Raw genomic sequence first — 26,652 nt, forward strand, 5'->3', positions numbered from 1 at the left:
CTGTGGCAGATTTCGAAGCTACTGATTTTGACGCGGTAAAGATCTCCCTTGCCAGCGCCGACAAGATCCGCTCCTGGTCTTACGGCGAGGTCAAGAAGCCCGAGACCATCAACTACCGTACCCTCAAGCCCGAGAAGGACGGCCTGTTCTGCGAGAAGATCTTCGGTCCCGCCAAGGACTGGGAGTGCTCTTGCGGCAAGTACAAGGGCATTCGCTTCAAGGGCATCGTCTGCGAGCGCTGCGGCGTCGAGGTCACCTCGGCCAAGGTGCGTCGCGAGCGCATGGGCCACATCGAGCTTGCCGCCCCGGTAAGCCACATCTGGTATTTCAAGAGCCCCACCAGCTTCCCCATGAGCCGCCTGCTCGACATCAAGAGCAAGGACCTGGAGAAGGTGCTCTACTTCGCCAGCTATATCATCACGCACGTCGACTACGAGGCGCGCGAGGCCGATGCAGAGGATCTGCGCGAGGAGCTCGCTGCCGACCTCGAGGAGATCGACGCCGAGTGCGCACGCCAGATCGAGTCTCTGAAGGAGCAGGGCAACCCTGAGAACTTCGATGAGTTCTCCGATGAAGAGCCCCTGACCCAGGAGGAGATCGCCGCCGGCATCATCGACATCGAGGAAGAGTGCAAGGACGAGAAGCAGCTGCGCTCCGACGCGTTCCAGGCATTCATGAAGCTCTCCGAGCGCGACCTGATCTCCGACGAGCCTCTGTTCCGCGAGATGAAGCGCTACTACTCCATGTACTTCAGCGGCGACATGGGCGCCGAGGCTGTTCGCGACCTGCTGGCCGCCATCGACCTGGAGTCCGAGTCCGAGCGCCTGAAGGCCATCATCGCCGACGTCGATGGCCAGAAGCAGAAGCGCGAGAAAGCCGTCAAGCGCCTTGAGGTCGTCGATGCCTTCCTGAAGGGCCACAACGACCCCGCCAACATGATCCTCGACGTCATTCCGGTCATTCCGCCCGATCTTCGTCCTATGGTCCAGCTCGACGGCGGTCGCTTCGCTGCGTCCGACCTGAACGATCTGTATCGTCGCGTTATCAACCGTAACAATCGTCTTAAGCGCCTGCTCGACCTCGATGCTCCCGCGATCATCGTGAACAACGAGAAGCGCATGCTGCAGGAGGCCGTCGACGCACTGTTCGACAACGGCCGTCGCGGCCGTCCGGTTTCCGGACGTGGCGGTCGTCCGCTCAAGTCCCTTGCCGAGGCCCTCAAGGGCAAGCAGGGCCGCTTCCGTCAGAACCTGCTGGGTAAGCGCGTCGACTACTCCGGACGTTCCGTAATCGTTACGGACCCCAAGCTCAAGCTGCACCAGTGCGGTCTGCCCAAGACCATGGCGTTGGAGCTCTTCAAGCCCTTCGTCATGAAGCGCCTGGTCGAGCTTGGCAAGGTCGAGAACATCAAGGGCGCCAAGCGCGCGATCGAGCGCGGCGCCAGCTTTGTCTGGGACATCCTGGAAGAGGTCATCGACGGCCGTCTGGTCCTGCTTAACCGTGCACCTACGCTGCACCGCCTCTCCATTCAGGCTTTCGAGCCCGTTCTGGTCGAGGGCAAGGCAATCCACCTGCACCCGCTGGTCTGCGCCCCCTTCAACGCCGACTTCGACGGCGACCAGATGTCCGTGCACGTGCCGCTGTCGCTTCAGGCTCAGGCCGAGGCGCGCGTGCTCATGCTCTCTGCGAACAACCTGCGCTCGCCCGCATCCGGCAAGCCGGTCAACGTTCCTTCCCAGGACATGATCATTGGCGTGTACTACCTCACCCAGGCTCGCGACGGCCTGCCTGGCGAGGGCCACGTGTTCGCCAGCTTCGACGATGCGCTCAACGCCTATGATGCTCGTACCGAGGTTGACCTTCAGGCCAAGATCCAGGTTCGCGTCTCCGAGGCCGAGGCTAATTACTTCGACAAGGAGCACAGCTACTTCCGTGTGAAGAACGATCGCAACGAGTTTGTGGACTACGATGTGACGGGCAACAAGACCTGCCGTTTCGAGACCACCATCGGCCGCATCATCTTCAACCGCCAGTGCCTGCCCGCGGACTACGAGTTCATCAACTACAAGATGGTCAAGGGCGATGTGGGCAAGCTGGTCGCCGCCTGCTGCGATCGCTATCCGCAGGCCGAGGTCGGCCCCATCCTGGACGCCATCAAGTTCGCCGGTTTCCACTTCGCTACCCGCGCCGGCCTCACCATCTCTCTGTGGGACGCTCTCATCCCTGATGAGAAGCCCCAGATTCTGGCAGAGGCCCAGGACCGCGTCGACTCCATTAACGAGTACTTCGAGGAGGGCTTCATCAACGAGATGGAGCGCCACACCGAGGTAGTTAACGAGTGGACCGCCGCTACCGACAAGGTCGCCGCTCTCATGCTCGACATGTTCGACGAGGAGAACCCGATCTACATGATGGCCGACTCCGGCGCCCGTGGTTCCAAGACCCAGCTGCGTCAGCTCGGCGGCATGCGCGGCCTTATGGCGGACATGTCCGGTGAGACCATCGACCTTCCCATTAAGGCGAACTTCCGCGAGGGCCTGCTGCCCCTGGAGTACTTCATCTCCACGTACGGCGCTCGTAAGGGCCTGGTCGACACCGCGTCCCACACGTCTGACTCCGGTTACCTTACCCGCCGTCTGGTCGACGTCGCTCAGGACGTCATCGTCCGCGAGGAGGACTGCGGTACGCAGGAGGGCTGCTCCTACAACCTCATCATCCCCGGCACCGACTCGCTCAACGCCGACCTGGTTGGCCGATGCTTCTCCGAGGACGCCGTTGCTTCCGACGGTACCGTCCTGTTCGAGCGCGACCAGTACATCGAGAGCGTTGCCGACATCCAGAAGCTGGTTGACGCCGGCCTCAAGAAGGTCACCCTGCGCGCGCTGCTGACCTGCCGTTCCAAGTACGGCGTATGCCAGAAGTGCTACGGCTGGGACCTCTCTACCCGTCGTCCCGTCGCCATCGGCACCGCCGTCGGCATCATCGCGGCTCAGTCCATCGGCGAGCCCGGTACGCAGCTTACGATGCGTACCATTCACTCCGGTGGCGTTGCAGGCGTCGACGACATTACGCAGGGTCTGCCTACCGTTGGCCGTATGTTCGACGTCGTCGGCAACGTCAACGAGAAGATCCTGGGTCGCGAGGCCGACCTGGCTCCGTTCTCCGGTCACCTCTCCATCAAGCCGGAGAAGTCCGAGTACGTCCTGACCTTGACCGACTCCGACGATCACACCCGTGTGCTCGAGGAGAAGCGCGTTCCTGCGTCTGTCCGCTTCATGCCCGGTATCGAGGACGGCTGCACCGTCCGTGCCGGCGACCAGATCACCAAGGGCTTCGTCAACTTCCGCAACCTGCGCAAGCTGACCGATATCGAGAGCACCATGCACACGTTCGTCGAGAACGTCAAGGACGTCTATACCAGCCAGGGCGTTGATTTGAACGACAAGCACATCGAGGTCATCGCACGCCAGATGCTGCGTCGCGTTCAGATCACCAACCCTGGGGACTCCAGCTACCTGCTGGGCCAGTACGTCGACCGCTATGAGTTTGCGGACGAGGTCGAGCGCGTCGCCCGCCGCGGCGGCACCCCGCCCACCTCTGAGGCTGCGATCCTGGGTACCCTCAAGGTTGCCGCGTCCATCGACTCCTGGCTGTCCTCCGCGTCGTTCATCCGTACCGCGGGCGTGCTCACCGAGGCCGCTATCGAGGGCAAGGTCGACCACCTGCTGGACCTCAAGTCCAACGTTATCGTGGGCAAGAAGATCCCGGTCGGCACCGGCCTCAAGCCGTATTCCGAGGCGAGCCTTACCTATCGCACCTCCGACGGCTACGTAACCGTTGGCGGCGCGACCGCTCCCGGCTCCAAGGCGCTGCCCGAGTGGGCGCCCGCCGAGCTCAAGGAGCTGGACGAGCAGCTTCCGCAGCAGCTCGACTGGGTTGGCTATGACGATTACCCGGGCGACGGCTCCTTCACGCGCAATGGCCGCACCATCTCCGCCGAGGACGCCCGCCTGTACCTGTTCGACGATCTTGGCGTGTCCCAGCGCTGGACCAATAAGTTCAGCGAGGTCGGCATCGAGACCGTTGGCGACCTGGTCGGCAAGTCCGAGGAGGACCTGCTCCGCATCGATGGCATCGGCGCCAAGGCGATCGAGGAGCTGCGCGACGGTCTGGAGGCCCACAATCTGCTTCACATCCTTGATAACACCGAGGATATGGCCGATGAAGAGGACCTCTCCCAGCTGCTGCAGATGGTCTTCAGCCCGGACGGCCCGGACGACATCTTGCTGGGCACCTCTGCTCCGCGTCATCACTATGATTCGGACGAGGAGTTGCTGGGCGCCCCCGCTGAGGACAAGTCCAAGGCATCCGGCGGCATCATCAACGAGGATATGGCCTCTATCGACGAGCTGCTCAACCAGCTGGTCGATCAGGACGATGGCGATAGCCCCGAGGATCCCAACGGCCACAACTCTTTTGAGGAGTAGCCGTTAGGCATCGGTTTTGATGTCCGGTTCGCATAACCTGAAGCGGGCCTAGCCGCCTGCATTCAGAAGCACGCATATACGGGCGAGGCAGATAACCTGTCTCGCCCGTTTTCGTCTTAAACCAGCTAATATGGCGCAATCGCAAGTGGGGGAGAGCAGTGCGGTCGCATACTCAAAACAAAGGGGCCCAGGGCATCGATGCCGCAATGGCGCTCAAAGGGCTCCTCGTCCTTATATTGGGCATTGTGGTCACCTACCTTGCCGCCACGTTTGTTGTCACCACGGGTGGCATGATCATGGCCGCAGCTGCGGGCGAGCGCGTATTTGCCATGAGCTCCACCCAGCTTCAACCGTTTGCCAACGCTCTTTTGGCGCGCTACCCGCGCTGGGTAAGTGCGGCGCGCTATGCGGTCACGTTTATTCCGTTCGCGCTGTGGGCACGGGCGCTGCGCAGGCGCGCGTCCCAGGACGCTGGCGGCGCACCTGAGAAACCTGCTGTTCGTTTTGGCGCCGGCGTTCTGCGCGGCAAAGACGTTGCGACGTTGGTTATGGTCGCCGTGGGTCTGCACGGTCTCTCTGCTCTTATCGCTACCATGGTAGGCGCTGCTATGCCCTGGCTTTTGGAATCCTATGGCAAGATTGTGGACCAGTCTGGACTCGAGGCGTACGGAGCGGACTGGTTTTTGTCGCTGATCTTTGGCGCGCCCGTGGTTGAAGAGACCATCTTTAGGGGCCTTGGTTTTGGCTATCTGCGCGCGTCCGGCATGAGGCGCGCAGATAGCCAACGGTATCCAAGCGCTTTTCTTTGGCATATTTCACGGAAACCCGTTTCAGGCGATCTACGCAACGGTTCTTGGCATGTTTTTGGGCGATGTCTGCAGTCGATACAACGCGCTCGCGGCATCGATGCTGGTTCATGCCATGGTGAACATTGCGAGCACCGTCGGTAGCTCCATAATCACCACGACGATTCCGGGCCACTACCAGTGGTTGCTGGTTGTGGCGCAGATCGCGGTTTTGGTCGCTGCGTACCGACGCCTTCCCCAGAATGACGCCGGGCCGCTCGCGGATACGGCGTCTCGCTGACCGTGACCTCACACGATGCTTGGGTAGAATGCACAACGTTGATACGTCCGGGGGAGTGGTCTTCCGGCTGCGCAAGGAAAGGCTTGGTATGGAAACCGTCGCTCCCTCTCTTGGAAGCCAACTCATGTGGATGCTCATCTTGGTTGTCGCGGTGGTGATGGGCGCGGGGTTTTACCGCGTAAAGCACCGCGATGGGAACGCGAGCGATCCCTCCTCGTCCAAAAAAGCAAAGAAGCGCCCAACAAAGAAGGGTCCTAAGAAGCGATAGCCGCTTTGTTGGTTAACGAAAAACGCATTCCTTTGACCATCTATGAAGATTCTGCGTGAAATGTGCCAAATAGGGAAACGCCCGGTGGCGTGGTCTGTTGACACCGCAGCACAACAGGCGTAACGTAGCGAACCGCGTGTTTCGTAGGCGGATGCTGACGCCTCGATTCAAGCCGTTGCACTAAGTATAAAGCTGGAATCATCACGAAGAAGGAGTACGTTTTGCCTACTATCAACCAGCTGGTTCGCCAGGGTCGTAAGTCCGTTCCCAAGAAGTCCAAGAACGCAGCTCTGCAGCACAACTCCCAGAAGCGCGGCGTGTGCACCCGCGTGTTCACCACCTCCCCCAAGAAGCCGAACTCGGCTCTTCGTAAGGTTGCCCGTGTCCGTCTTGTTAACGGCATCGAGGTCACCGCATACATTCCTGGTGAGGGCCACAACCTCCAGGAGCACTCCATCGTCCTCATCCGCGGCGGCCGTGTTCGCGACCTCCCCGGTGTTCGTTATCACGTCATCCGTGGCGCCTACGACTCCGCTCCGGTGAACAACCGTAAGCAGTCCCGCTCCAAGTACGGCGCTAAGCGCCCGAAGTAGTCTCAAAGTAGCTACTACACCTGATCCAACGAATAGAGGAGATTTCATATGCCGCGTCGTGCAGCAAAGAATAATCGCCGCGAGGTCATGCCTGATTCCGTGTACAACAACCGCCTCGTGACCCAGCTTATCAACAAGGTTCTTCTTGACGGCAAGAAGGCTACCGCCGAGCGCGTCGTCTACGGTGCATTCGACATCGTTGCCGAGAAGTCCGAGGGTGACGCTCTTGCCACCTTCAAGAAGGCCATGGACAACGTCCGCCCCACGCTCGAGGTCAAGCCCAAGCGTGTTGGTGGCGCTACCTACCAGGTGCCGATGGAGGTCAACTCCCGTCGCTCCACCCAGCTCGCCATCCGCTGGATCGTCAACTTCTCGCGTGCTCGCAAGGAGAAGACCATGGCCGAGCGTCTCGCTAACGAGATTCTCGATGCCTCCAACGGCGTTGGCGCTTCCGTGAAGAAGCGTGAGGACGTCTTCAAGATGGCCGAGGCCAACCGCGCGTTCTCTCACTACCGCTGGTAATTCCAAGGAAGGAACTGACTCATGGCTAAGCCCAAGTACAAGCTTTCCGAGACCCGCAACATCGGCATCATGGCCCACATCGATGCTGGCAAGACCACCACTACCGAGCGCATTCTTTACTACACCGGTAAGAAGCACAAGATCGGTGAGACCCATGAGGGCGCTGCCACCATGGACTGGATGATTCAGGAGCAGGAGCGCGGCGTTACCATTCAGTCCGCTGCTACCACTTGCTTCTGGCGCAAGGATGACAAGTCCTACCGCATCCAGATCATCGACACCCCGGGCCACGTTGACTTCACCGCTGAGGTTGAGCGCTCCCTGCGCGTTCTCGACGGTGCCGTCGCCGTGTTCGACGCCGTCGCCGGTGTTCAGCCGCAGTCCGAGACCGTGTGGCGCCAGGCCCGCAACTTCAACGTCCCTCGCATCGCCTTCATCAACAAGTATGACCGCGTGGGCGCCGACTTCTTCAACGCCATCCAGACCATGAAGGATCGCCTCAACGCCAACGCCGTGGCCATCCAGGTTCCCATGGGTGCAGAGGATCAGTTCTGGGGCGTTATCGACCTGGTCACCATGACCGCTTGGGACTTCAAGCCCGACGATAAGGGCATGACCTATCCCGAGCCCATGGACGAGATCCCCGCTGAGTTCGCCGACGTTGCCGCCGAGAAGCGCGCTGAGCTGCTCGACGCCGCTGCGAACTACGATGACGAGCTCATGATGATGGTTCTTGAGGACGAGGAGATCCCCGTCGACATGCTCAAGGCCGCCATCCGCAAGGGCACCCTTGCTAACGAGCTCAACCCCGTTCTGGTTGGTTCCGCCTACAAGAACAAGGGCGTTCAGGAGCTTCTCGACGCTGTTGTCGACTACCTGCCCAGCCCGCTGGATGTTCCTGCTGTTGAGGGCACCAACCCCAAGACCGGTGAGACCGAGACCCGCGAGGCTTCCGCTGACGCTCCGTTCGCGGCGCTCGCCTTCAAGATCGCTACCGATCCCTTTGTTGGTAAGCTCACCTTCTTCCGCGTGTACTCCGGTCACGTGGACGCCGGTTCTTACGTCGCCAACGCCACTTCCGGCAGCCGCGAGCGTTTTGGCCGCATCCTCGAGATGAACGCTAACGACCGCGTCGACGTCGATGGCGCTTCCGCTGGCGACATCCTCGCTGCCGTGGGCCTCAAGAACACCACCACCGGTGACACCCTGTGCGAGGAGGGCAAGGAGCTCATCCTCGAGCAGATCGAGTTCGCTAAGCCCGTTATCGACATTGCTATCGAGCCCAAGACCAAGGCCGAGCAGGACAAGATGTCCATCGCTCTGACCAAGCTCGCCGAGGAGGACCCCACGTTCCAGGTGTCCACCAACCACGAGACCGGCCAGACCATCATCGCCGGCATGGGCGAGCTGCACCTCGAGATCATCGTCGACCGCCTGCTCCGCGAGTTCAAGGTTGAGGCTAACGTTGGTAAACCCCAGGTTGCCTACCGTGAGGCTCCCGGTCATGACGTCGAGAAGGCTGAGGGCAAGTTTGTCCGTCAGTCCGGTGGTCGCGGCCAGTACGGCCACGCCGTCATCAAGCTCGAGAAGATGGAAGAGGGCTTTGGCTACGAGTTCGTCAACGCCATCGTCGGCGGCGTCGTCCCCAAGGATTACATCCCGTCCATCGACAAGGGCATCCAGGAGGCGCTGAACACCGGTGTCATCGCTGGTTACCCTGTTGTCGACGTGAAGGTCACCCTGTTCGACGGCTCTTACCACGAGGTCGACTCCTCCGAGGCCGCATTCAAGATCGCTGGCTCCATGGCCATCAAGGATGCTCTCAAGAAGTCCGACCCCATCCTCCTCGAGCCTTACATGTTCGTCGAGGTTGAGACCCCCGAGCAGTACATGGGCGACGTTATGGGCAACCTGTCCGGCCGCCGTGGCAAGATCGAGGGCATGGACGATCGTGCTGGCAGCAAGGTCATCCGCGCTAAGGTGCCCCTGGGCGAGATGTTCGGCTATGCTACCGACCTTCGCTCCCAGACCCAGGGCCGCGCATCCTACACGATGCAGTTCGACTCCTACGAGCCGGCGCCCAAGTCCATCATGGACGAGGTCATGAGCAAGAACGGCACCAACGCCTAAGCTCATCCGCACCGTTAGTACATTTCAGCGAGGATGCCCTCGCATTCCATTTGGAGGTTCAAGTTGTCTAGCCAGAAGATCAGGATCCGCCTCAAGGGCTACGATCACGAGGTTGTTGATCAGTCCGCGAAGCTCATCGTCGAGACCGCCCAGAAGACCGGTGCTCGCGTTTCCGGCCCCATTCCCCTGCCCACCGAGCGCAACCTTTACACGGTTATCCGCTCCCCGCACAAGGACAAGGATTCTCGTGAGCAGTTCGAGATGCGCACCCACAAGCGCCTCATCGACATTCTCGATCCCACCAGCGGTACCGTCGATTCGCTGATGCGTCTCGACCTCCCCGCGGGTGTCGACATCGAGATCAAGCTCTAAGCTTGCCTTAGACACGACTAGCTTGCATTAAGCCCTCTGGTTATAAGCCAGGGGGCTTTTTTGTCGACTTGGCTCCTCAGTCGGCAGCTTAGCCGCCATCTTTAACCGGTTCCTTGCGCTTGCGCCTGTACGTTCGCTGCGTGATTGTTCTCCGTTTGGTTGGCGGCTTTGGTGCACGGGGATTTGTGCCAATTCTCGGAATGCCACAAGCGTCGAGAATGTCCAGGAACGGAGCGACATTTCGAAGTTGGTCAAAGCTGAAGCGTGCAAACTTGAGCCCTTGGTTTCTCAACCTTGACTCTCGCTGGCGCTCTTCAAGAAGCACTTGCTCTATGGTTAATCCCCGCTCCTTGGCTATCAGCGTATATTTCTTATTGCCGTCGAGCTCTCCAGCTACGTTTCCAGTCTTGAGCTCCCACTCAAAATCGTCCCTGTATTTTGTCTTGGTGACTGGATCATAGTGTTCAACCTGCAGTTTTGGTAACATAACGCCGTTCTCTATCATCACTGCACGCGCATATGATTCCCCGCCGTTTTCTGCCTTGCTATTGGCATGCGAGAATACATCTTTGACGTAGGCCATGCCGTGTTTGCCCTTACATTTGGTTGCTAGCCGATCAATCATCTCGTTTGCATTCAGTTTTAGCAGGCGTAATGCCGAGTCAGCCACGGCGAGTGCATACTTAAAGTCGCTATTCCGGATGCATTCGAATACTGAGCTTTCAACGGAGGCGCACCTTACCCCGTTCACGGTCACATGCTCATTGATCTTCATGTGGTGGCAAACCAATCCATGCGTGCGTCTGCTGCACGTTGTCGCGATGTGAATTCGATTCATCTCCGTGAAGGGAACTTCGAGCCCTTGCATCGAGGCGGCTGAAAATGAGCAGAAGACCCAGGACGGGTATAGCTCTGCAAGCGTTGCGATAATCATTTTGTATTGCTGGGACTTCTCCGCTTCGGCCCATTGGTCCTTAAGGGCATAGAGGCCTTTATACGGCGACGTCACGGTTCCCTTGCGCACGCGCCGCTTGAGGCCCCGGCGCTCTGAGTCCGTTTTGGGAGCATAGAGCTTCCCGTTGGAAAATGCATCTGTGAGCTTCCGTACAAGTACGTCTTCAAGCGATCGCGGCATAGCGCCCCCCCATCAAGACTGTTTGGTGCCGGTCTGCGCCACCATGCTTGCATATGTGTATCGTTTGGGATGATCGCTCGATATCGTCTCAATCTTCCTTTGGCAGGTAGGTGGCTTGCTTGTTTGCGTCATTGAGTATCGATAATCGGCAGACGCATAAATATGCCCGGTTAACGGCACCCCTTGAGCGGTGGGAGATCTATATCGCGCGCGTATTGAGTTGCTTCAGGCTCTAGCGACGTGCCTTCGTCTGGCATGCAGAGGCCTGTTGTAGCGGGCATAAGGGTGGATGTCCGTTTGGGTACCCGGCCTCTCATTGGGTGCCATATGGACGCATGAAGGGGTTTTGGCAACTACGGATGGGCACCTAATTACATGTAAGGTGCCCATCCGTATTATTGCGGCGCCATGTTGGATCCGAATGGGCACCCATCGCTGAAATGGGGGCCCTAACGTTTATCCTGACGAGGCACAATGTTCGTTGGGGCGCCCAATTTCAAGCTGGGTACCCCAACGGACAAAGCAGGCATGTCGTTATATACGTAGGGGCACCAATCTCAAAAACCGGTGCCTGCACGTACAGATAAGGGCGCGCAAATGCACGCCGCGGCCCCTAAAATCACGCCGGGGTCCTAAACGTGCGCGTAGTCAGCGTCGCATCGTCCGCCCCGGTACCCAAACTACGGCCGGGGGCCGTAGCGTACAAGCACCCTGACCACCGCACCGGCGCATGCAAAGCCGCCGCCCCTAGTGCCCGCCGCGCCGCAACGCCGCGCGTAGCCGCCGTGTGAATCCGTTACAGAACATCGCCGCCTTGCACCGCAGCGCGCAAAGAGGAATACAATCAAGGGTCATGACTGAGCAAGGGTAGGGATGCAGATGGGTGAATGGATTATCGGTCGGGCAAAAGGCGACCGAGCGCAGGTGGGTGCGCTGGCAGGCATGGTGTGCATCGTCGCAAACGTACTGCTCTGTGCGGCAAAGGTGGCTGTGGGCGTAATGAGCGGATCGGTTTCAATCGTCGCCGACGCCCTTAACAACCTGTCCGACGCCTCTTCGAACATCGTGAGCGTGCTGGGCTTCAAGCTCGCTAGCCGCCCCGCAGACCCCGAGCACCCCTATGGCCACGGGCGCTATGAGTACTTGTCGGGCCTTGCTGTGGCCGTCCTGGTGCTGCTGGTCGCGGTCGAGCTCATCAAGTCATCGATCGACAAGATCATCAACCCCACGCCGGTGGATTTCTCGCTTGCGCTGGTCGCGGTCCTTGCTCTGTCCATTCTCGTTAAGTGCTGGATGGCGGCGTTCAATCGCTCGCTGGGCAATAAGATAGATTCGGAAACCCTCATCGCAACCGCTCAGGACTCAAAGAACGACTGCATCGCCACCGGCGCGGTGCTGCTCTCGGCGGTGGTCGCGCGCTTCACCTCGCTCCAGCTTGACGCTTGGGCGGGGCTTGCTGTCGGGGCGTACATCGCGTGGAGCGGCGTCGAGCTCCTGCGCGACACGGTCGACCCGCTGCTTGGCTCGGCGCCGGACCCCAAGCTTGTGGCTCACATCAGGTCGAAAATCATGAGTTATCCCGGGGTGCTGGGCACCCACGACCTCATGGTTCATGACTATGGTCCCGGCCGTCAGTTTGCCAGCGCACACGTAGAGATGGCCGCAGAGACCAATCCCATGGACAGCCATGACGTCCTTGATAACATCGAGCAAGCGTTTAAGGACGAAGACGGCCTCATCGTCACCCTGCACTACGACCCCATCGTGACCGATGACCCCGCGGTGGCAGACATGCGCAATCGCATAGACGCGCTCGCAAAAGAGATCGACCCGCGCCTTTCCATTCATGATCTGCGTACGGTGCCTGGCCCAACGCACACCAACGTGATCTTCGACTGCCTCCGCCCGAATGACATGTCGCTGTCCTCAGATGAGCTCAAGGCGGAGCTTGCGCGCCGTGTGGTCAAGGCGTACCCGCAGGCCGTGGCAAAGATTACCGTGGACGATGATTACGTGAGCGCTCGCCAGTAGCGCGCCTCATGAAAAGGCGCGTCTCAATCTAGAAAAGGCCACCAAGTTCTAAGGAGAACGCATTTGTATACGCTGTACCTGCTTCGACACGGGCAAACGCTTTACAACCTCCAGAGGTTGGTACAGGGCCGCTGCGATTCACCTCTTACCTCAACGGGTGTCTTGCAGGCTAAGGGCGCGGGTGCCTGGATGGCTTCGCAAGACGTCGCATTAAGCGCCATCTATAGCTCGCCGCTCAAGCGCGCGATGGACACCGCGTATGTGGTCCGCGACTGCCTGTACCGCGACGGCCGGCACGAAGTTCCGCTTGTCCAGGAATGTCCGGGCATCATTGAGCGTAGCTACGGTTCGCTAGAAGAAGGCTCTGTGGATGACGTTCCATTGAGCGTGTGGGATCCGCGCGAAGAAGTCGTCCCGTACGGGGGCGAGGGCAGCGTTGAATTGAGGGCGCGTATGGTCGGGGCGCTCACGCAGGTGATGAGTGATGCTGTTGCTAAGGCAGAGGCTAGGGGCGAAGACGGATGCAATGTACTGGCTGTTTCGCACGGGTCTGCAACCCTGCAGTTCAAGCTGGCATGGGAGCATCTCGCCCAATGCGACCAAGACCAGCCGTTGGGTAATTGTTGCGTACTCAAGTTTACGTTCGATCCGAGAGCGGAGACTTTCAGCAATACTGCGATTGTGAACCAAAAGCCTTAGGCGAAATAACGCGGGCTGTCATCCGTTTATCGACGCTGCGGGATGGCGTCTTAAGGATGAAGGCTATGAGGTTAAAGCATAGACAGGACAACATTGTCAAGAAAAAGGAGCGCCCGCTGCTTCTGTCGAGAGGTGAGGAGCGCTTTGACGCGATAAAGCTGCAGTTCAGACAAGGTGAAGACTTTATGAACTGCTATGGAAACGCGCGGGCACGTGTATACTAATCAAGCTGTGCCCGTTGAGGGAGGATTCTGTCTGCAAGTTTGAGCCACATAAGGGTTGCGTGGTAAAGAGCAGGTAGGCGAATGCAAACCGGCGTGCACCGTAGTTGGTAGTGGTCCTCTAGGGGCGAACACAAGGGGTGTTCGCAGTGTCCCAAGACCACCGAGAGTTGGAGATCTTGCATGATCAACATGATTCTCGGCCGCAAGATCGGCATGACCCAGGTTTGGGACGAGAACGACAACATCGTTCCCGTCACGGTCATCCAGGCTGGCCCCTGCACCGTCTCGCAGGTTAAAACTGAGGCGACCGACGGCTACAACGCCGTTCAGATCGGCTTTGGCGACATCAAGTCCAAGCACGTTACCAAGCCCATGGCTGGTCACTTTGCTAAGGCTGGCGTCGAGCCCGTCCGTTACCTTCGTGAGGTCCGCGTCGAGAACGGCGAGGAGCACAAGGTGGGCGACGTCGTTACCGTTGCTGATTTCGAGAACACCGCCAAGGTCGACGTCATCGGTACGTCCAAGGGTAAGGGCTTCCAGGGCCGCATCAAGCGCTGGGGTCAGCGTCGTGGTCCGATGACCCATGGTTCTCACTTCCACCGTCACTCCGGTTCCATCGGCCAGTGCGCCTATCCCGCCCGCGTTCTCAAGGGCGTCAAGATGGCTGGCCACATGGGCAATGAGCGCGTGACTGTCAAGAACCTTTCCGTTGTCCGCATCGATGCCGAGCAGAACCTCATTCTGGTCAAGGGCGCTGTGCCCGGTGCCAAGAATGGTCTGGTTGCCATCCGTATGGCTTAAGGGCCCAAAACCCTTTTTAAGCCCAGAGTCATACCAAGGAGAACACCCACATGTCTAAGTTTGATGTAAAGAACAGCGAGGGCACCAAGGTCGCCGAGGCCGAGCTCGCTGCTGAGGTTTACGGCATCGAGCCGAACCTCCACGTTATGCACCACATCGTTACCTGCCAGCAGGCCTGCTGGCGTCAGGGCACCCAGTCCGCCAAGACCCGTTCCGAGGTCTCCGGCGGCGGCAAGAAGCCTTGGCGTCAGAAGGGTACCGGCCGTGCCCGTCAGGGTTCGACCCGTTCCCCGCAGTGGCGTCACGGCGGCGTGGTCTTCGCTCCGAAGCCCCGCTCCTACGCCAAGCGTATGAACAACAAAGAGGTCAAGCTCGCTATGCGTTCTGCGCTTTCCGCTAAGGTTCGCGACAACGAGCTCGTTCTCGTCGACAACTATGGCTTTGAGAAGCCGTCCACCAAGGCCGCTGTGGCTATGCTCAAGGCTCTCGGCCTTGAGGGCAAGCGCCTCACGATCATCGTGCGCGAGGACGACATCAATGCCTACCTGTCTTTCCGCAACATTCCCAAGACGTTCATCATCACGCCCAACGAGGCCAACACCTACGACCTCGTTAACAACGGCGCCCTGCTGATGCCCGCTGACGTCGCGACCCACTTCGGGGAGGTACTCGCCTAATGGACGCACATTCCGTGATCATCCGTCCGGTCGTCTCCGAGCGTGCTTTCTCCAACATGGAGCAGAACAAGTACACGTTCGAGGTTGCTAAGGACGCCAACAAGTATCAGATCAAGGACGCTGTTGAGGAGATCTTCAACGTCAAGGTCACCCGCGTCAACACCCTGACCGTCAAGCCGAAGAACAAGCGCGTTCGCTATGTCACCGGCAAGACCCGCTCCTGGAAGAAGGCCATCGTCACCCTGGCTGAGGGCGATTCCATCGAGGTCTTCGGTAACCAGGCCTAAGCTCAGGTTCTTTAATGCTCAGGCCTCCCGTAAGGGAGGCGTGAGAATGGTGTATCGGGATTTAAAAGTAGATACGCCCGATACCGTGGTAAATCCGGTGTCACCGCACCCGCGATCCCAGCTTGCGGTGGCGAGCGGATTGATATGAAAGGGATAGATTAATGGCTGTAAAGCATCTTAAGCCGACCAGCGCAGGCAGGCGCTGGCAGACGATTTCGGACTTTGCCGAGATCACCTGCACCACCCCCGAGAAGTCTCTTCTCGAGCCCCTGTCCAAGAAGGCTGGCCGTAACAATCATGGCCACATCACCGTCCGTCACCAGGGCGGCGGCCACAAGCGTCAGTATCGTCGCATCGACTTCAAGCGCAACAAGGACGGCGTGCCCGCCAAGGTTGCCACGATCGAGTACGATCCTAACCGCTCTGCCCGCATCGCTCTGCTCCACTACGTGGACGGCGAGAAGCGCTACATCCTGGCTCCCAAGGGCCTCAAGGTTGGCGATACCGTCGTGTCCGGCGCTGGCGCCGACATCAAGCCCGGCAACGCCATGCCGCTTTCCGAGATTCCCGTTGGTACCCTGATCCACGCGATCGAGTTCCAGCCTGGTAAGGGCGCTGCTATCGCCCGTTCCGCTGGTACCGCTTGCCAGCTCATGGGTAAGGAGGGCAAGTACGCCATCGTCCGTATGCCTTCCTCCGAGATGCGCCGCATCCTCGTGACCTGCCGCGCGACCGTTGGCGAGGTCGGCAACGCCGAGCACTCCAACATCGTCATCGGCAAGGCCGGTCGTAAGCGCAACATGGGCGTTCGTCCGACCGTCCGTGGTACTGTCATGAACCCGGTTGACCACCCGCACGGCGGTGGCGAGGGCAAGAACCACACTTCTGGTCGTCCCTCTGTTACTCCTTGGGGTAAGCCGACGAAGGGCTATCGTACCCGCAAGAAGAAGAAGGTCTCCAACGACCTGATCATCCGTCGTCGCAAGAAGTAGTTAGATACCGAGTTTTAGGAGAAAGCACTTATGAGCAGAAGTCTCAAAAAGGGCCCGTTCGTGGAGACTCGCCTCCTCTCGCGTATCACCGCGATGAACGAGGCAGGCAAGAAGGACGTCGTCAAGACCTGGTCCCGCGCGTCCACCATCTTCCCCGAGATGGTTGGTCACACCATCGCCGTCCACGACGGTCGCAAGCATGTTCCGGTGTACGTCACCGAGTCCATGGTTGGTCATAAGCTGGGCGAGTTCGCACCGACTCGTACGTTCCGTGGTCACAAGGCCAAGTAGGGGGTTCTACGTAAATGGCAACTAAGTCTACCGATACCGAGACTCGCGAGGTTCGCGCTACCGCCAAGTACGTGCGCGTTTCCCCCGGCAAGGCTCGTCTTGTGGTCGATTTGATCCGCGGCAAGAACGTCGCTGCGGCTTTCGACATCCTGCATTTCTGCGATCGTCACGTTGCTGTCGACGTGGAGAAGGTTCTGCGTTCCGCTGTCGCTAACGCTGAGAACAACAATGGCATGCGCGCCGACAACCTGGTCATCAAGGCCGCTTATGTCGACGAGGGTCCGACCCTGAAGCGCATTCGTCCCCGCGCTAAGGGCTCCGCTTCCCGCATCCTCAAGCGCACCAGCCACATCACCATCATCGTCGCTCCCCGAAAGGAGGCATAAGCGTCATGGGTCAGAAAGTTTACCCCACTGGTTTCCGTCTTGGCATCACCGAGAACTGGCGCTCCCGCTGGTTCGCTGAGAAGAACTACGCTGAGACCCTCGGTAACGACCTCGAGATCCGCAAGTTCCTGAACAAGCGTCTCTCCCGTGCCGCCGTCTCCCGCGTCGAGATCGAGCGCGCTGGTGACAAGGTGAAGGTCATCATCCTTACCGCCCGTCCGGGCATCGTCATCGGTAAGAAGGGCGCCGAGATCGACGGCCTTCGCACCGAGCTCGAGAAGGTCGCCGGCGTGGCCAAGGGCCAGCTGTCCGTCGACGTTATCGAGATCAAGCGTCCCGAGCTGGACGCCAACCTGGTCGCCCAGTCCATCGCCGAGCAGCTCGAGGGCCGCGTTGCCTTCCGTCGTGCTATGCGCAAGGCCGTCCAGTCCGCTATGAAGGCTGGCGCCAAGGGCATCCGTATCCAGTGCTCCGGTCGTCTGGGCGGCGCTGAGATGGGTCGTCGCGAGTGGTACCGCGAGGGTCGCGTGCCTCTGCACACCCTGCGCGCCAAGATCGACTACGGCACCTCTACCGCTCACACCACCATGGGGTCCTGCGGTGTCAAGGTCTGGATCTACCTGGGCGAGAAGCTTCCCGGCCAGCCTGTTCCCAACCCGGCTCTCGAGGGCTCTTCCCGTCCTCGTCGTCGCAATAACGAGAGGAGGGGTCAGTAGTGCTTGCTCCTAAGCGTATTCTCCACCGTAAGGTGCAGCGTGGCTCCATGAAGGGCCAGGCCAAGGGCAACACCCAGCTCCACTTTGGTGATTTCGGTATCCAGGCTCTCGAACGTCATTGGATCACCAACCGTCAGATCGAGGCCGCTCGTATCGCCATGACCCGCTACATGAAGCGTGGCGGTAAGGTCTACATCACCATCTTCCCGGATAAGCCCATCACGAAGAAGCCTGCGGAGACCCGCATGGGTTCTGGTAAGGGTAACCCCGAGGAGTGGGTGGCCGTCGTCAAGCCGGGTCGCGTTATGTTCGAGATCGCCGGCGTGTCTGAGGAGATTGCTCGCGAGGCTCTTCGTCTTGCCCAGCACAAGCTGCCTATCAAGACCAAGATCATTGCCCGCGCTGATCAGCAGAACGGGGAGGATAAGTAAATGAAGCCCGCAGAGATTCGTGAGCTTTCGAACGAGCAGCTCGCAGAGAAGCTGAAAGAGGCTCGTGCCGAGCTCTTCAACCTTCGCTTCCAGATGGCTACGAGCCAGCTGGACAACACCGCCCGTGTCGGCGTCGTGAAGAAGGATATCGCTCGTATCCTTACCGAGCAGCGCGCCCGCCAGATCGCAGCGGAGAAGTCCGCTGTCGCCGAGTAGATTTCAGGAGTTAGAACATGACTGAAACGACTGTTGCGCGCAATTCGCGTAAGGTCCGCCAGGGCGTTGTTGTCTCCATCTCTGGCAACAAGACCATCGTTGTCCAGATCACGGAGCGCAAGCGTCATCCTAAGTACGGCAAGATGATGACCAGCACCAAGAAGCTGCACGCTCATGACGAGGAGTGCACGGCTGGTCTCGGCGATACCGTCAAGGTTATGGAGACCCGTCCTCTGTCGAAGATGAAGCGTTGGCGTCTCGTCGAGATCATCGAGCGCGCCAAGTAAGCACGACGTGTAATACCCCCAGCGATGTGCGCCATCCGGTTGCTATTCGCGCCATTTAGGAAGGCGCACCTCTCGCTGGTTTAGGTTCGGAGGAACTACCATGATTCAAATGCAAACCATGCTGAACGTCGCCGACAACTCCGGCGCACGCAAGGTTCGCTGCATCAAGGTGCTTGGCGGTTCCAAGCGCCGCTATGCGGGAATCGGCGACGTTTTTGTCGCAGCCGTGCAGGAGGCCACGCCTGGTGCCAACGTCAAGAAGAAGGACGTTGTCAAGTGCGTCGTCGTTCGCACCGTTAAGGAGATCCGTCGTAAGGACGGTTCTTACATCCGCTTTGATGACAACGCTTGCGTCGTCATCAACAACGATGGTTCGCCGGTCGGCACCCGTATCTTCGGGCCCGTCGCTCGCGAGCTTCGTGACAAGAAGTACATGAAGATCGTCTCGCTCGCACCCGAGACCCTCTAAGATTAGGGAGAGACCACTATGTCTATGTCCATTAAGAAGGGCGACAAGGTCGAGGTGCTCTCCGGCAAGGATCGCGGCAAGCAGGGCATCGTTCTGCGCGCGCTCCCCAAGGAGGGCAAGGTCGTTGTCGAGGGCGTCGCCATCGTCAAGAAGGCCGTCAAGCCCAACCAGCAGAACCAGCAGGGCGGCATCGTTTCGCAGGAGGCTGCGATCGACGCTTCTAACGTCAACCTCGTTTGCCCCAAGTGCGGTCAGCGCACTCGCGTTGGTCACGAGGCCGGCGAGCTCGATGGTCACAAGACCAAGCTGCGCATCTGCAAAAAGTGCGGCCACAAGTTCTAAGTTTTAGGCTTTGAGCACTTTATAGACCCCGGAGAGCGTATGGCCTCCGGGGTCTTTTCTTTTACTGGCGCGTCTCCATATCCGTGTTTAGCGACTGGTGTCTGCAGATAATTTCATCTACATACGTGATCGGGCATTCGGCCTCTTCAACAGTTTGTACGTTTGGGCTTCGAAACTAGCATGGGGTTCCCATGAGAATATAAGACCCTCTCGCTGTATCCGTTTTGGCGCCCAGTTTTAATTTGGGTGCCCGGGTGTATTTCGAATGCTCTGCGAATGTACAAACGGGCATCCATTTTAGGTTTGGGTGCCGTGATGGATGTATGGGGACTTTGGCATAGACGCTTGGGCACCCAGATTGGATTTGGTTGTCGGGGCGTGTGAATATGACGGATGGGATGCGCGGTTGGGCATCGAGTCGGCAAGTTGGTGCCGGTTCGGATACGGGCGGCTATAGGCGTTGGCGAGCGCAGTTGCCCGGTTTTTAATTGGATTGGCAAAAGTAATGCTCCTTGGACTTTAATGGTCCAAGGAGCATAAGGATGACGGTTTTCGGAAGTCTTAACCTGCGAGATGGCTTGTGGGCAATCACTAGATTTCTGAAAGCTCATTGGAGAATGTCGGCTAGATCAGAGTCTAATCCTCATCGACAAATAGAGTAGCTCCGGGCTTCGTTGGGCTGATATCGATAAACACATAATGGGCGGCATGCAACTTTGGTAACATGCTTCTAAAAGTTGTATGCGTAGGTTAGGACAGTCCCATGGACGTCATCTCTCCGGTGCCACCAAAGGACCGAGCCGTTGAGGGCCTGGCTTGGTACATCCGTAACGCTCATCTCAAAGCGGGGGACCGCCTTCCGCCCGAGCGCGAGCTGTGCCAGAGCTTCGGCGTCTCGAGGACCGCTCTCCGTTCGGCTATTAGTGTCTTGATATCGAGTAATGTGCTCGAGAGCATTCAGGGTTCAGGCACCTATGTGTGTCCGCGCAAACCCATTAACATATTCCAAGAGGTTTATAGCTTCTCTGACTCGATTAGGCGCGCAGGTATGGAGCCGAGTTCTCGCGTTCTCGACGCCGTATTGCTGGTGGCTGATTTAGATCTTGCAGCCAAGCTCGGTGTAGAGCCTGGCTCCACCGTGTTCTCGCTTCAGCGGGTCAGATACGCGGATGGTGTGCCCGTCTCGCTCGAACATAGCTTTGTGAACGAGGGAGTCTGCCCGGGCATCGTTCGGTATGACTTTTCAAACTCAAGCCTCTATGAGATCCTCCAGGACTCGTTTGGTATACGCGTTGAGCACGGTACGGATCGGATCTCGATTACCACTTTGCGAGAGGACGAGGCGGCTATTCTTGGCCGTGAGGTCGGAGAGCCTGCGTTTTACCAGCGCGGTGTCCAGATGATGTCGGATGGTGTTCCGGTGGAATATTGTAAAGCTGTGCTCATACCAGAGCGCTATCGCTTTGGAAGCAATACGGGCTCGGATGCCGTCAAGGAGAAGGTGGGAACGGCATGGCTGATGGAGTGATTACTGCTCGCGATGAGCTGTTATATTTGACCGTCCGGCGAGCCATCGAGAAGCGCATCGAGGATGGCACCTATCGTGTTGGCACCGCGATTCCTTCAGAAAACGAGTTAGCTGAAGAGTTCGGAACGACTCGGTTCACCGTGAGGACGGCTCTTGAGAGTTTGGTTAAGAACGGAACTATCCGCCGCGCCCAGGGAAAGGGAGCATTCGTTTCCCCGGCATGGATTGGTTCGGGACTGGACGACACCGATGGATTTCGCGAGACTGTCCGTTCCGCGCACGCTGAGCCCACGGTGCGTATCCTGTCGTGCGCCAAGCGCGAGGCGGGCAAGCACTATGCTTCGCTGTTTGGCTTGAAGCCCGATGACATCCTCTACGGGGTGAGGCGCCTGAACATGGTGGACGGGGTGCCCGTCTCAATCGAGCGCGCCCTCATGCCCTATGCTCTCTTTCCAGGCGTGGACGAGGTCGATCTTTCGATGTTCAGCCTTTATGAGACGTACAAGATGTATGGGCATGCCGTCGAACTTGCGCAAGAGAGGATTGATATCGAGGCTTTGAGCGTGCGTGACGCCAAGCTGCTCGGCGTTGAGGCTGGTAGCCCTGCGCTACTCCTTGAGTGCCTGAGCTATGACTGCGACGGCACGGTGGTGGAATACGCCCGCGCGTGGAATCGCGGGGACATGGGCGGTTACGTGTACCGCTTCTAACCAGATTGCGACATAGTGTTGCTTTGTGACCGCGAGCGCGGCCGTCATTGTGGATGGCGGCCGCGCTCATGTGTTTGCGCGGTGCGACAGGACTGGGGAAACGTCAGTGCATCTGTAGGGTCAAAAAATACAAGCTATAGATAAAGCAATACCAATAAGCGAAAAATATCAACCGTTCGCCGCTAGAAACGCTGTAATAGACAATTGGTCTGAAAATAGTTTTAACCTGTGAGTTGCCAATGGTATGAGAATTCATCTACATGTATTTTGAAGAGAAGGAGAGATAGATGAAGCAGACCGAGATCGTAGAGATCATGCACTTCGATCAGGAGGCTTACCTTGCTGGCGGTGCCCGGTTCTTCGAGACCGGCAAGCGCATGAGCGCCCTGGCCGATCGTGTTGCTGATGAGGGCTACGATGCCGTCTTCCTCATGGGTGTAGGAGGCACTTGGGATGAGTTTATGCAGCTCGAGTACCTTATGAACAAGTTCGGCGACAAAGATCTCGAGGTCTATTTAATTCATGCCGCCGAGTGGAATGTGCTCGGTCACAAGCGAATGACCAAGAAATCCGTCGTCTTGACAGCCTCGGAATCCGGCACCACTCCCGAAGTGCTTGAGGCTTGCAAGAGGCTTAAGGAGCAGGATATCCGTGTCTACGCGATGACCAAGCCCGAGGGCCCAATCGGCAAGGTCGTCGGAGCCGAGAACTGCGTCGAGATGGCGGCGTCCCATGGTGCCTCTGGGTGCGAGGGAAGCTATTACCTTGCCGATTGCTTCGGACTACGTCTTCTCAACCGCCGCGGCTGCTTCCCTAAGTTCGATGAGTTCATCGCTCAGACCGAGCATATTTGGGAGCATCTCATCGACATCCGCAAGCGGTTCGAGCCTCGCGCCGAGGAGATTGCTCGTAAGTACGCGCTGGCACCTTATACCATGTTCATCGGTTCCGGTGCCCTGTGGGGCGAGACAATCCTCTTTTCGATGTGCATCCTTGAGGAGATGCAATGGAAGCGCACCCGCTACATCACCTCTGCGGACTTCTTCCATGGCACCCTCGAACTCGTCGAGCCTGGCGTGCCGGTGATCCTTTTCAAGGGCGAGGACGAGTGTCGTGCGCTTGACAACCGCGTCGAGGCCTTCCTGCGCAGCGGCGTGACCGGCGACGAGGACTATGTGATCGTTGACACCGCTGAGTTTGGCATTTCTGGCCTTGACCCCGAATTCCGTGTCATTGTCTCGCCGTGGATCCTGTCCTCCATCATTACCGACCGACTTGCAGCCTACTATGAGCTCGTGACTAAGCACAATCTTGACTATCGACGCTACTATCACCAGTTCGACTACTAGGAGACGCGCATGATTCTGAACGTACGAGTCGATCATCGACTGCTCCATGGCCAGGTTGCGTTCACCTGGACCACGGCTCTAGGCTCGGATTGCATTCTCATCGCAAACGACAGCGTTGTCGACGATCAAATCCGGAAGATGACGATGAAGCTCGCAAAGCCCGCCGGCGTCAAGCTAGTAATCAAGGACGTGGAGAATTCGATCGCAGCAATCAATGCGGGCAAGACGGATAAGTACAAGTTGTTCATCGTGGTCGAGACCATCGCCGATGCGGCGCGATTGGCTCGCGCTTGCGAGCAGGTGACCGCCATCAACATCGGCGGGACTCCGCCGCGCGAGAGCACGAGGTGCATCGCTAAGGCCGTTTACGTGACGCCGGAGGAAGAGATCTTGATCCGCGAGCTTGCAGCGGAGGGTACAGAGGTGGGCATCCGCATGGTTCCTGTAGATAAATCGATTGATGCGCTGAGCGCATTGGGAGAGGGAGGTGGCGCGGCATGATCCAGGCGCTACTGCTCGGTATCATCGGCTTCATCGCGAATTGCGACTACGCCCTGGGAACGAGTCTCATCAAGAACCCGATTGTTACCGGCCCCCTCGTCGGCCTGGTCATGGGGGACCTGACGCAGGGCGTCATTATCGGTGGCGTCCTTGAGCTCGCCTTTATTGGCGCACAGTCCGTCGGCGCCTTCGTGCCGCCCAATGTGGTGGTCGGCGGTGTGCTCGGTACGGCGTTCGCCATCTCCACGGGCTCGGGCGCCGAGGTAGCGGTCACGTTGGCCTATCCTATCGCGCTGCTTGCCGCCGTTGTTGAGAACGTGTTCATGTCCTTTATCTTCCCAATCGCGGGAACTTGGGCGGATAAATTTGCCGCCGAGGGCGACTATCGCAAGATTGAACTGGTTCACATGGGCGGCGGCCTGTTCTCGAGCGTTGTCTTCGGTGCTCTGTGCACCCTCGGTTTCATGCTTGGAAGCGCACAGGTCGAGGCAGTCGTCAATGCCATCCCGACCGTAATCACCGACGGTTTGACTGTCGCGACCGGCATCCTCCCGGCAATGGGCTTTGCAATGCTTGCGCAGATGACCATTAACAAGAAGGTCGTCGTGTTCTTTGCGATAGGTTTCGTGCTCTCTTCCTATATGGGCGTTCCGGTGCTTGGTATAGCCATACTCGGCGTCGCCGCGGCAATTCTGCAGACCGGCCTTCTGAACGGGGATACTCCCGCTGCCCAGGCTGTAATCGATGGAGGCGATGACGATGACTTCTAATGCTCCCGAGACTAAGGGCGCTTTGACCCGTAAGGACCTGCATAAGATCTTCTGGCGCTCCCTTCCTATGGAGTTCTCTTGGCACTATGAGCGTCAGATGCACATGGGTTTCGAGTACATGATGATTCCGGCGCTCCGCAAGATCTACGACGGCAAGCCCGAGGCGTTTAAGGACGCCCTTACCCGCCACCTCGAGTTCTTCAATTGCTCGATGTACTTCACACCATTCATCGGCTCGATTGTGGCCGCCATGGAGGAGATGAACGCCCGCGATGAGAAGTTCGACACCTCCTCAATCTCTGCGATGAAGATCGCCCTTATGGGCCCACTCGCTGGCATCGGTGACTCGTTCTTCTTCGGAACGCTGCGCATTCTCGCTATCGGCATCGGTACGTCGTTCGCCGCGACTGGCAACCCGATGGGAGCGATTCTCTTTCTGCTGCTGTTCAACATCCCGGCGTTCTTGGTGCGCTACTTCGGTGCGATTAAGGGTTACGAGCTCGGTGCGAACTACCTGGAGGAGATTCAGCGCTCTGGCCTCATGGAGAAGTTCATGCTTGCCGCATCCATCGTCGGCGTCATGGTTGTTGGCGGCATGACCAACGAGCTGGTCTACATCAACACTCCGATTATGTTCGGATCCGGCGATGCCGCCACTGGCTTGATGGACGTCTTAGACGGCATCATGCCCGGCATGCTTTCGCTCGGTGCCCTTGGGGTGTATTACTATCTGCTGCAGAAGAAGGTCAATGTCATCGTGCTCATTCTGGGTACTCTGGCCGTGGGAATCCTCGGCGTGGCGACCGGCGTCCTGGCAGTTTAGGATCGGCGCCGCGCGTGCAGCGAGACGGTATCGACGGGGCGGGCGCCGTGCGCGGCTGCCCGCCCCGCAGCTTTGAAGGAGGCAAGATGGTTATCGACATGAACGTGTCCCCAGCGTTCATCGAGGAGTTGAAGCCGAGCGAGGAGCAGCTCGACTTCTGTCGCGAGCAGATGGGGCTCTATAAGACTGACGCGATTTCGGTCGGCGAGATGCGCACTCTGGCGCGCGTCTCGGGCATCGACAGGTTATGCCTGATGCCGCTTGACCTGAGCACGACCGCTGGCGGTTACCTGGGAACCAACGAGCAGGTCGCATGGCTGGTTGAGGAGAGCCCCGACTTCTTCATGGGCTTCTCGACGGTCGACCCCTCTCGTGAGGACGCGCTTGTGGTTGCTGAACGCGCACTCGGCGAGCTGGGCCTTTCGGGCCTGTACCTACACCCGTCGCACCAGCGCTTCGATCCTGCCGACAAGGCGCTCTGGCCCCTGTACGATTTGGTGGAGCGAATGGGCAAGCCAATCGTGTTCCACGCGGGCATGTCCTGCAGACCAGGGGTGACGAGCGAGTTATCACACCCCTTGCGCTTCGAGCGCGTGGCGGCGGCGTTCCCGGGCTTGCGCATGTGTCTGCAGCACTTCGGCTGGCCGTGGACGCGTGAGGTGGCGATGCTCATGCTCAAGTACAAGAACGTTTACACCGACCTTTCATGCCTGTACTTCGATAACGCGCCGGAGTTCTACGAGCACATCTTCACGAGTGACCTGGGCCGCAATTGGATTGATCGTAGCCTGCGCCATCAGGTGATGTACGCATCGGAAGAGCCGCGGCTCGAGCAGCGCCGTATGATCGAGGCAGTCCGTAAACAGGAATGGCGTGCGTCGACGAAGCGTATGGTGCTGGGTGAGAACGCACTTGCGTTCATTGGAGGAGGCGCGATTCATGACTGAGCAGTTTGAGTTCTGCGTTGAGACGCAGGAGTATAACGCGCTTTTGCCGCTGGGGGAGCGCGTTCGCGAGCTGGTGGCGGCCTCGTCTGTGACGAGCGGCGTGGTCTACGTTATCACCAAACATACTACGACGGGCATCACCGTGAACGAGCGCCTTGAGTGCCTCGAGGACGATATCATGAACGAGCTGTCGAGGTTCTTTCCCGAAGGCGGCTCGTACTTCCACAACAGGTTCCTCCAGAGCTATGGAGCCATGGCGGGCAATCCCACAGGCCACCTCAAGGCGATGGTGACGGGTAACCACGCGGTCTTCCCTGTGGTGGACGGACAGATTTGCCTGGGCTCCGCTCAAGAAATCTATCTGGCGGAATTCGATGGCCCACAGCCGCGGACCATTCATGTGGCGATTATGGGGGACTAGCGTCGGGTAGGACGTCTTGAGTCCATTTTCATAGGCGCGAGACTCGCGCGGGCGGCCTCAAGGCGAAGGCGCCCGCGCGAATTGTATTTCAAGCACCGTTTATCCAAGGGAGAGGTCAACTTCAAAACAGGAAATCTGGCCGTCGTTGTTTACGGTATCGG

The 26,652-nt window shown here is 58.7% G+C and carries 31 protein-coding genes; 30 read left to right on the plus strand and 1 reads right to left on the minus strand.

Translation table 11 applies throughout. The features are described from left to right. Positions 1–2: 2 nt before the first annotated feature. The 8 genes from B3H65_RS03230 (at position 3) to rpsJ (ending at position 9,458) form a co-directional block, all read left to right on the plus strand. Positions 3–4,487, plus strand: coding sequence for a DNA-directed RNA polymerase subunit beta' (locus B3H65_RS03230; protein WP_286684109.1), 4,485 nt, complete (start codon positions 3–5; stop codon positions 4,485–4,487). Between the two features lie 158 nt (positions 4,488–4,645). After that, entirely contained in the window at positions 4,646–5,437 is a 792-nt protein-coding gene (locus B3H65_RS03235) for a hypothetical protein (RefSeq protein ID WP_286684110.1), read from the plus strand. Continuing rightward, a complete protein-coding gene (locus B3H65_RS10475) occupies positions 5,325–5,573 on the plus strand; it encodes a hypothetical protein (protein ID WP_414630709.1) in 249 nt (82 codons plus the stop codon). The genes B3H65_RS03235 and B3H65_RS10475 overlap by 113 nt, the downstream gene beginning before the upstream one ends. An 88-nt stretch (positions 5,574–5,661) precedes the next feature. Then, the gene (locus B3H65_RS03240) at positions 5,662–5,841 is read left to right on the plus strand and encodes a hypothetical protein (protein WP_286684111.1); all 180 of its coding nucleotides are present in this window, start codon (positions 5,662–5,664) and stop codon (positions 5,839–5,841) included. Positions 5,842–6,062: 221 nt separating this feature from the next. After that, a complete protein-coding gene (rpsL, locus tag B3H65_RS03245) occupies positions 6,063–6,434 on the plus strand; it encodes a 30S ribosomal protein S12 (RefSeq protein ID WP_009141934.1) in 372 nt (123 codons plus the stop codon). A 48-nt stretch (positions 6,435–6,482) separates the two neighbouring features. Continuing rightward, positions 6,483–6,956, plus strand: a complete 474-nt coding sequence (rpsG, locus tag B3H65_RS03250; protein ID WP_009141933.1) for a 30S ribosomal protein S7 — start codon at positions 6,483–6,485, stop codon at positions 6,954–6,956. Positions 6,957–6,977: 21 nt separating this feature from the next. Next, positions 6,978–9,086 (plus strand): elongation factor G, encoded by a 2,109-nt coding sequence (fusA, locus tag B3H65_RS03255; RefSeq protein WP_286684112.1) that lies wholly within the window; start codon positions 6,978–6,980, stop codon positions 9,084–9,086. Between the two features lie 63 nt (positions 9,087–9,149). Beyond that, entirely contained in the window at positions 9,150–9,458 is a 309-nt protein-coding gene (rpsJ, locus tag B3H65_RS03260) for a 30S ribosomal protein S10 (protein WP_009141931.1), read from the plus strand. An 88-nt stretch (positions 9,459–9,546) separates the two neighbouring features. Here the strand turns inward: rpsJ and B3H65_RS03265 are convergent, their stop codons facing one another. Beyond that, entirely contained in the window at positions 9,547–10,593 is a 1,047-nt protein-coding gene (locus B3H65_RS03265; RefSeq protein WP_286684113.1) for a type IV toxin-antitoxin system AbiEi family antitoxin domain-containing protein, read from the minus strand. A gap of 879 nt (positions 10,594–11,472) precedes the next feature. Here B3H65_RS03265 and B3H65_RS03270 point away from each other — a divergent pair. From B3H65_RS03270 to B3H65_RS03375, 22 genes are all read left to right on the plus strand, one after another. Then, positions 11,473–12,624, plus strand: a complete 1,152-nt coding sequence (locus tag B3H65_RS03270; RefSeq protein ID WP_286684114.1) for a cation diffusion facilitator family transporter — start codon at positions 11,473–11,475, stop codon at positions 12,622–12,624. 63 nt (positions 12,625–12,687) lie between these two features. After that, the gene (locus tag B3H65_RS03275; protein ID WP_286684115.1) at positions 12,688–13,323 is read left to right on the plus strand and encodes a histidine phosphatase family protein; all 636 of its coding nucleotides are present in this window, start codon (positions 12,688–12,690) and stop codon (positions 13,321–13,323) included. 404 nt (positions 13,324–13,727) lie between these two features. Beyond that, positions 13,728–14,348, plus strand: a complete 621-nt coding sequence (gene rplC / locus B3H65_RS03280) for a 50S ribosomal protein L3 (RefSeq protein WP_009141925.1) — start codon at positions 13,728–13,730, stop codon at positions 14,346–14,348. Between the two features lie 50 nt (positions 14,349–14,398). Further along, on the plus strand, positions 14,399–15,025 hold the full coding sequence (gene rplD, locus B3H65_RS03285) for a 50S ribosomal protein L4 (protein ID WP_117678759.1): 627 nt from the start codon (positions 14,399–14,401) through the stop codon (positions 15,023–15,025). Continuing rightward, entirely contained in the window at positions 15,025–15,312 is a 288-nt protein-coding gene (rplW, locus tag B3H65_RS03290) for a 50S ribosomal protein L23 (protein WP_009141923.1), read from the plus strand. The genes rplD and rplW overlap by 1 nt, the downstream gene beginning before the upstream one ends. 161 nt (positions 15,313–15,473) lie before the next feature. Continuing rightward, positions 15,474–16,304, plus strand: coding sequence for a 50S ribosomal protein L2 (gene rplB / locus B3H65_RS03295; RefSeq protein WP_009141922.1), 831 nt, complete (start codon positions 15,474–15,476; stop codon positions 16,302–16,304). 30 nt (positions 16,305–16,334) lie between these two features. Further along, positions 16,335–16,595 (plus strand): 30S ribosomal protein S19, encoded by a 261-nt coding sequence (rpsS, locus tag B3H65_RS03300; protein ID WP_006235035.1) that lies wholly within the window; start codon positions 16,335–16,337, stop codon positions 16,593–16,595. A gap of 14 nt (positions 16,596–16,609) precedes the next feature. Continuing rightward, a complete protein-coding gene (rplV, locus tag B3H65_RS03305; protein ID WP_009141921.1) occupies positions 16,610–16,981 on the plus strand; it encodes a 50S ribosomal protein L22 in 372 nt (123 codons plus the stop codon). Positions 16,982–16,986: 5 nt separating this feature from the next. Further along, on the plus strand, positions 16,987–17,697 hold the full coding sequence (gene rpsC / locus B3H65_RS03310) for a 30S ribosomal protein S3 (protein WP_009141920.1): 711 nt from the start codon (positions 16,987–16,989) through the stop codon (positions 17,695–17,697). Further along, positions 17,697–18,128, plus strand: a complete 432-nt coding sequence (gene rplP, locus B3H65_RS03315) for a 50S ribosomal protein L16 (RefSeq protein WP_009141919.1) — start codon at positions 17,697–17,699, stop codon at positions 18,126–18,128. Before rpsC ends, rplP begins: the two co-directional genes overlap by 1 nt. Then, positions 18,129–18,344, plus strand: coding sequence for a 50S ribosomal protein L29 (rpmC, locus tag B3H65_RS03320; RefSeq protein WP_009141918.1), 216 nt, complete (start codon positions 18,129–18,131; stop codon positions 18,342–18,344). A 17-nt stretch (positions 18,345–18,361) separates the two neighbouring features. Further along, positions 18,362–18,631: a 30S ribosomal protein S17 gene (gene rpsQ / locus B3H65_RS03325; RefSeq protein WP_117678758.1), complete on the plus strand. Its 270-nt coding sequence runs from the start codon at positions 18,362–18,364 to the stop codon at positions 18,629–18,631. Positions 18,632–18,731: 100 nt separating this feature from the next. Next, positions 18,732–19,100: a 50S ribosomal protein L14 gene (gene rplN / locus B3H65_RS03330; protein ID WP_009141916.1), complete on the plus strand. Its 369-nt coding sequence runs from the start codon at positions 18,732–18,734 to the stop codon at positions 19,098–19,100. A 24-nt stretch (positions 19,101–19,124) separates the two neighbouring features. Continuing rightward, on the plus strand, positions 19,125–19,442 hold the full coding sequence (gene rplX, locus B3H65_RS03335; protein ID WP_147327616.1) for a 50S ribosomal protein L24: 318 nt from the start codon (positions 19,125–19,127) through the stop codon (positions 19,440–19,442). 763 nt (positions 19,443–20,205) lie between these two features. Further along, positions 20,206–20,970 carry a GntR family transcriptional regulator gene (locus B3H65_RS03340; RefSeq protein ID WP_286684116.1) on the plus strand — a complete coding sequence of 255 codons (765 nt, stop codon included), beginning with the start codon at positions 20,206–20,208 and terminating at the stop codon, positions 20,968–20,970. After that, on the plus strand, positions 20,955–21,680 hold the full coding sequence (locus B3H65_RS03345; protein WP_286684117.1) for a GntR family transcriptional regulator: 726 nt from the start codon (positions 20,955–20,957) through the stop codon (positions 21,678–21,680). The genes B3H65_RS03340 and B3H65_RS03345 overlap by 16 nt, the downstream gene beginning before the upstream one ends. A gap of 287 nt (positions 21,681–21,967) precedes the next feature. Then, a complete protein-coding gene (locus B3H65_RS03350) occupies positions 21,968–23,029 on the plus strand; it encodes an SIS domain-containing protein (protein ID WP_286684118.1) in 1,062 nt (353 codons plus the stop codon). A gap of 9 nt (positions 23,030–23,038) precedes the next feature. Continuing rightward, positions 23,039–23,530, plus strand: a complete 492-nt coding sequence (locus B3H65_RS03355) for a PTS sugar transporter subunit IIB (protein ID WP_286684119.1) — start codon at positions 23,039–23,041, stop codon at positions 23,528–23,530. Then, entirely contained in the window at positions 23,527–24,300 is a 774-nt protein-coding gene (locus B3H65_RS03360) for a PTS mannose/fructose/sorbose/N-acetylgalactosamine transporter subunit IIC (RefSeq protein ID WP_286684120.1), read from the plus strand. The genes B3H65_RS03355 and B3H65_RS03360 overlap by 4 nt, the downstream gene beginning before the upstream one ends. Next, a complete protein-coding gene (locus B3H65_RS03365) occupies positions 24,290–25,123 on the plus strand; it encodes a PTS system mannose/fructose/sorbose family transporter subunit IID (protein ID WP_286684121.1) in 834 nt (277 codons plus the stop codon). Before B3H65_RS03360 ends, B3H65_RS03365 begins: the two co-directional genes overlap by 11 nt. A gap of 86 nt (positions 25,124–25,209) precedes the next feature. After that, on the plus strand, positions 25,210–26,070 hold the full coding sequence (locus B3H65_RS03370; RefSeq protein ID WP_286684122.1) for an amidohydrolase family protein: 861 nt from the start codon (positions 25,210–25,212) through the stop codon (positions 26,068–26,070). Continuing rightward, positions 26,063–26,491 (plus strand): secondary thiamine-phosphate synthase enzyme YjbQ, encoded by a 429-nt coding sequence (locus B3H65_RS03375; protein ID WP_286684123.1) that lies wholly within the window; start codon positions 26,063–26,065, stop codon positions 26,489–26,491. Before B3H65_RS03370 ends, B3H65_RS03375 begins: the two co-directional genes overlap by 8 nt. The last annotated feature ends 161 nt before the right edge of the window (positions 26,492–26,652 follow it).

Origin of the sequence: Collinsella sp. UBA1693 (assembly GCF_002320115.1) — a bacterium.
GTDB lineage: Bacteria > Actinomycetota > Coriobacteriia > Coriobacteriales > Coriobacteriaceae > Collinsella > Collinsella tanakaei.

Excerpts from the sequence above, each read along its gene's own strand:
- B3H65_RS03340 (WP_286684116.1), top strand. The coding sequence starts at position 20,206 with ATGGACGTCATCTCTCCGGTGCCACCAAAGGACCGAGCCGTTGAGGGC.
- rpmC (WP_009141918.1), top strand. The coding sequence starts at position 18,129 with ATGAAGCCCGCAGAGATTCGTGAGCTTTCGAACGAGCAGCTCGCAGAG.
- B3H65_RS03365 (WP_286684121.1), top strand. The coding sequence starts at position 24,290 with ATGACTTCTAATGCTCCCGAGACTAAGGGCGCTTTGACCCGTAAGGAC.
- rpsQ (WP_117678758.1), top strand. The coding sequence starts at position 18,362 with ATGACTGAAACGACTGTTGCGCGCAATTCGCGTAAGGTCCGCCAGGGC.
- rpsG (WP_009141933.1), top strand. The coding sequence starts at position 6,483 with ATGCCGCGTCGTGCAGCAAAGAATAATCGCCGCGAGGTCATGCCTGAT.
- rplB (WP_009141922.1), top strand. The coding sequence starts at position 15,474 with ATGGCTGTAAAGCATCTTAAGCCGACCAGCGCAGGCAGGCGCTGGCAG.
- rpsC (WP_009141920.1), top strand. The coding sequence starts at position 16,987 with ATGGGTCAGAAAGTTTACCCCACTGGTTTCCGTCTTGGCATCACCGAG.
- rplX (WP_147327616.1), top strand. The coding sequence starts at position 19,125 with ATGTCCATTAAGAAGGGCGACAAGGTCGAGGTGCTCTCCGGCAAGGAT.
- rplV (WP_009141921.1), top strand. The coding sequence starts at position 16,610 with ATGGCAACTAAGTCTACCGATACCGAGACTCGCGAGGTTCGCGCTACC.
- B3H65_RS03355 (WP_286684119.1), top strand. The coding sequence starts at position 23,039 with ATGATTCTGAACGTACGAGTCGATCATCGACTGCTCCATGGCCAGGTT.
- B3H65_RS03370 (WP_286684122.1), top strand. The coding sequence starts at position 25,210 with ATGGTTATCGACATGAACGTGTCCCCAGCGTTCATCGAGGAGTTGAAG.
- B3H65_RS03265 (WP_286684113.1), bottom strand. The coding sequence starts at position 10,593 with ATGCCGCGATCGCTTGAAGACGTACTTGTACGGAAGCTCACAGATGCA.
- B3H65_RS03350 (WP_286684118.1), top strand. The coding sequence starts at position 21,968 with ATGAAGCAGACCGAGATCGTAGAGATCATGCACTTCGATCAGGAGGCT.
- B3H65_RS03270 (WP_286684114.1), top strand. The coding sequence starts at position 11,473 with ATGGGTGAATGGATTATCGGTCGGGCAAAAGGCGACCGAGCGCAGGTG.
- B3H65_RS03360 (WP_286684120.1), top strand. The coding sequence starts at position 23,527 with ATGATCCAGGCGCTACTGCTCGGTATCATCGGCTTCATCGCGAATTGC.
- fusA (WP_286684112.1), top strand. The coding sequence starts at position 6,978 with ATGGCTAAGCCCAAGTACAAGCTTTCCGAGACCCGCAACATCGGCATC.
- B3H65_RS03345 (WP_286684117.1), top strand. The coding sequence starts at position 20,955 with ATGGCTGATGGAGTGATTACTGCTCGCGATGAGCTGTTATATTTGACC.
- rpsS (WP_006235035.1), top strand. The coding sequence starts at position 16,335 with ATGAGCAGAAGTCTCAAAAAGGGCCCGTTCGTGGAGACTCGCCTCCTC.
- rplW (WP_009141923.1), top strand. The coding sequence starts at position 15,025 with ATGGACGCACATTCCGTGATCATCCGTCCGGTCGTCTCCGAGCGTGCT.
- B3H65_RS03240 (WP_286684111.1), top strand. The coding sequence starts at position 5,662 with ATGGAAACCGTCGCTCCCTCTCTTGGAAGCCAACTCATGTGGATGCTC.
- B3H65_RS03375 (WP_286684123.1), top strand. The coding sequence starts at position 26,063 with ATGACTGAGCAGTTTGAGTTCTGCGTTGAGACGCAGGAGTATAACGCG.
- rplC (WP_009141925.1), top strand. The coding sequence starts at position 13,728 with ATGATCAACATGATTCTCGGCCGCAAGATCGGCATGACCCAGGTTTGG.
- rplD (WP_117678759.1), top strand. The coding sequence starts at position 14,399 with ATGTCTAAGTTTGATGTAAAGAACAGCGAGGGCACCAAGGTCGCCGAG.
- rplN (WP_009141916.1), top strand. The coding sequence starts at position 18,732 with ATGATTCAAATGCAAACCATGCTGAACGTCGCCGACAACTCCGGCGCA.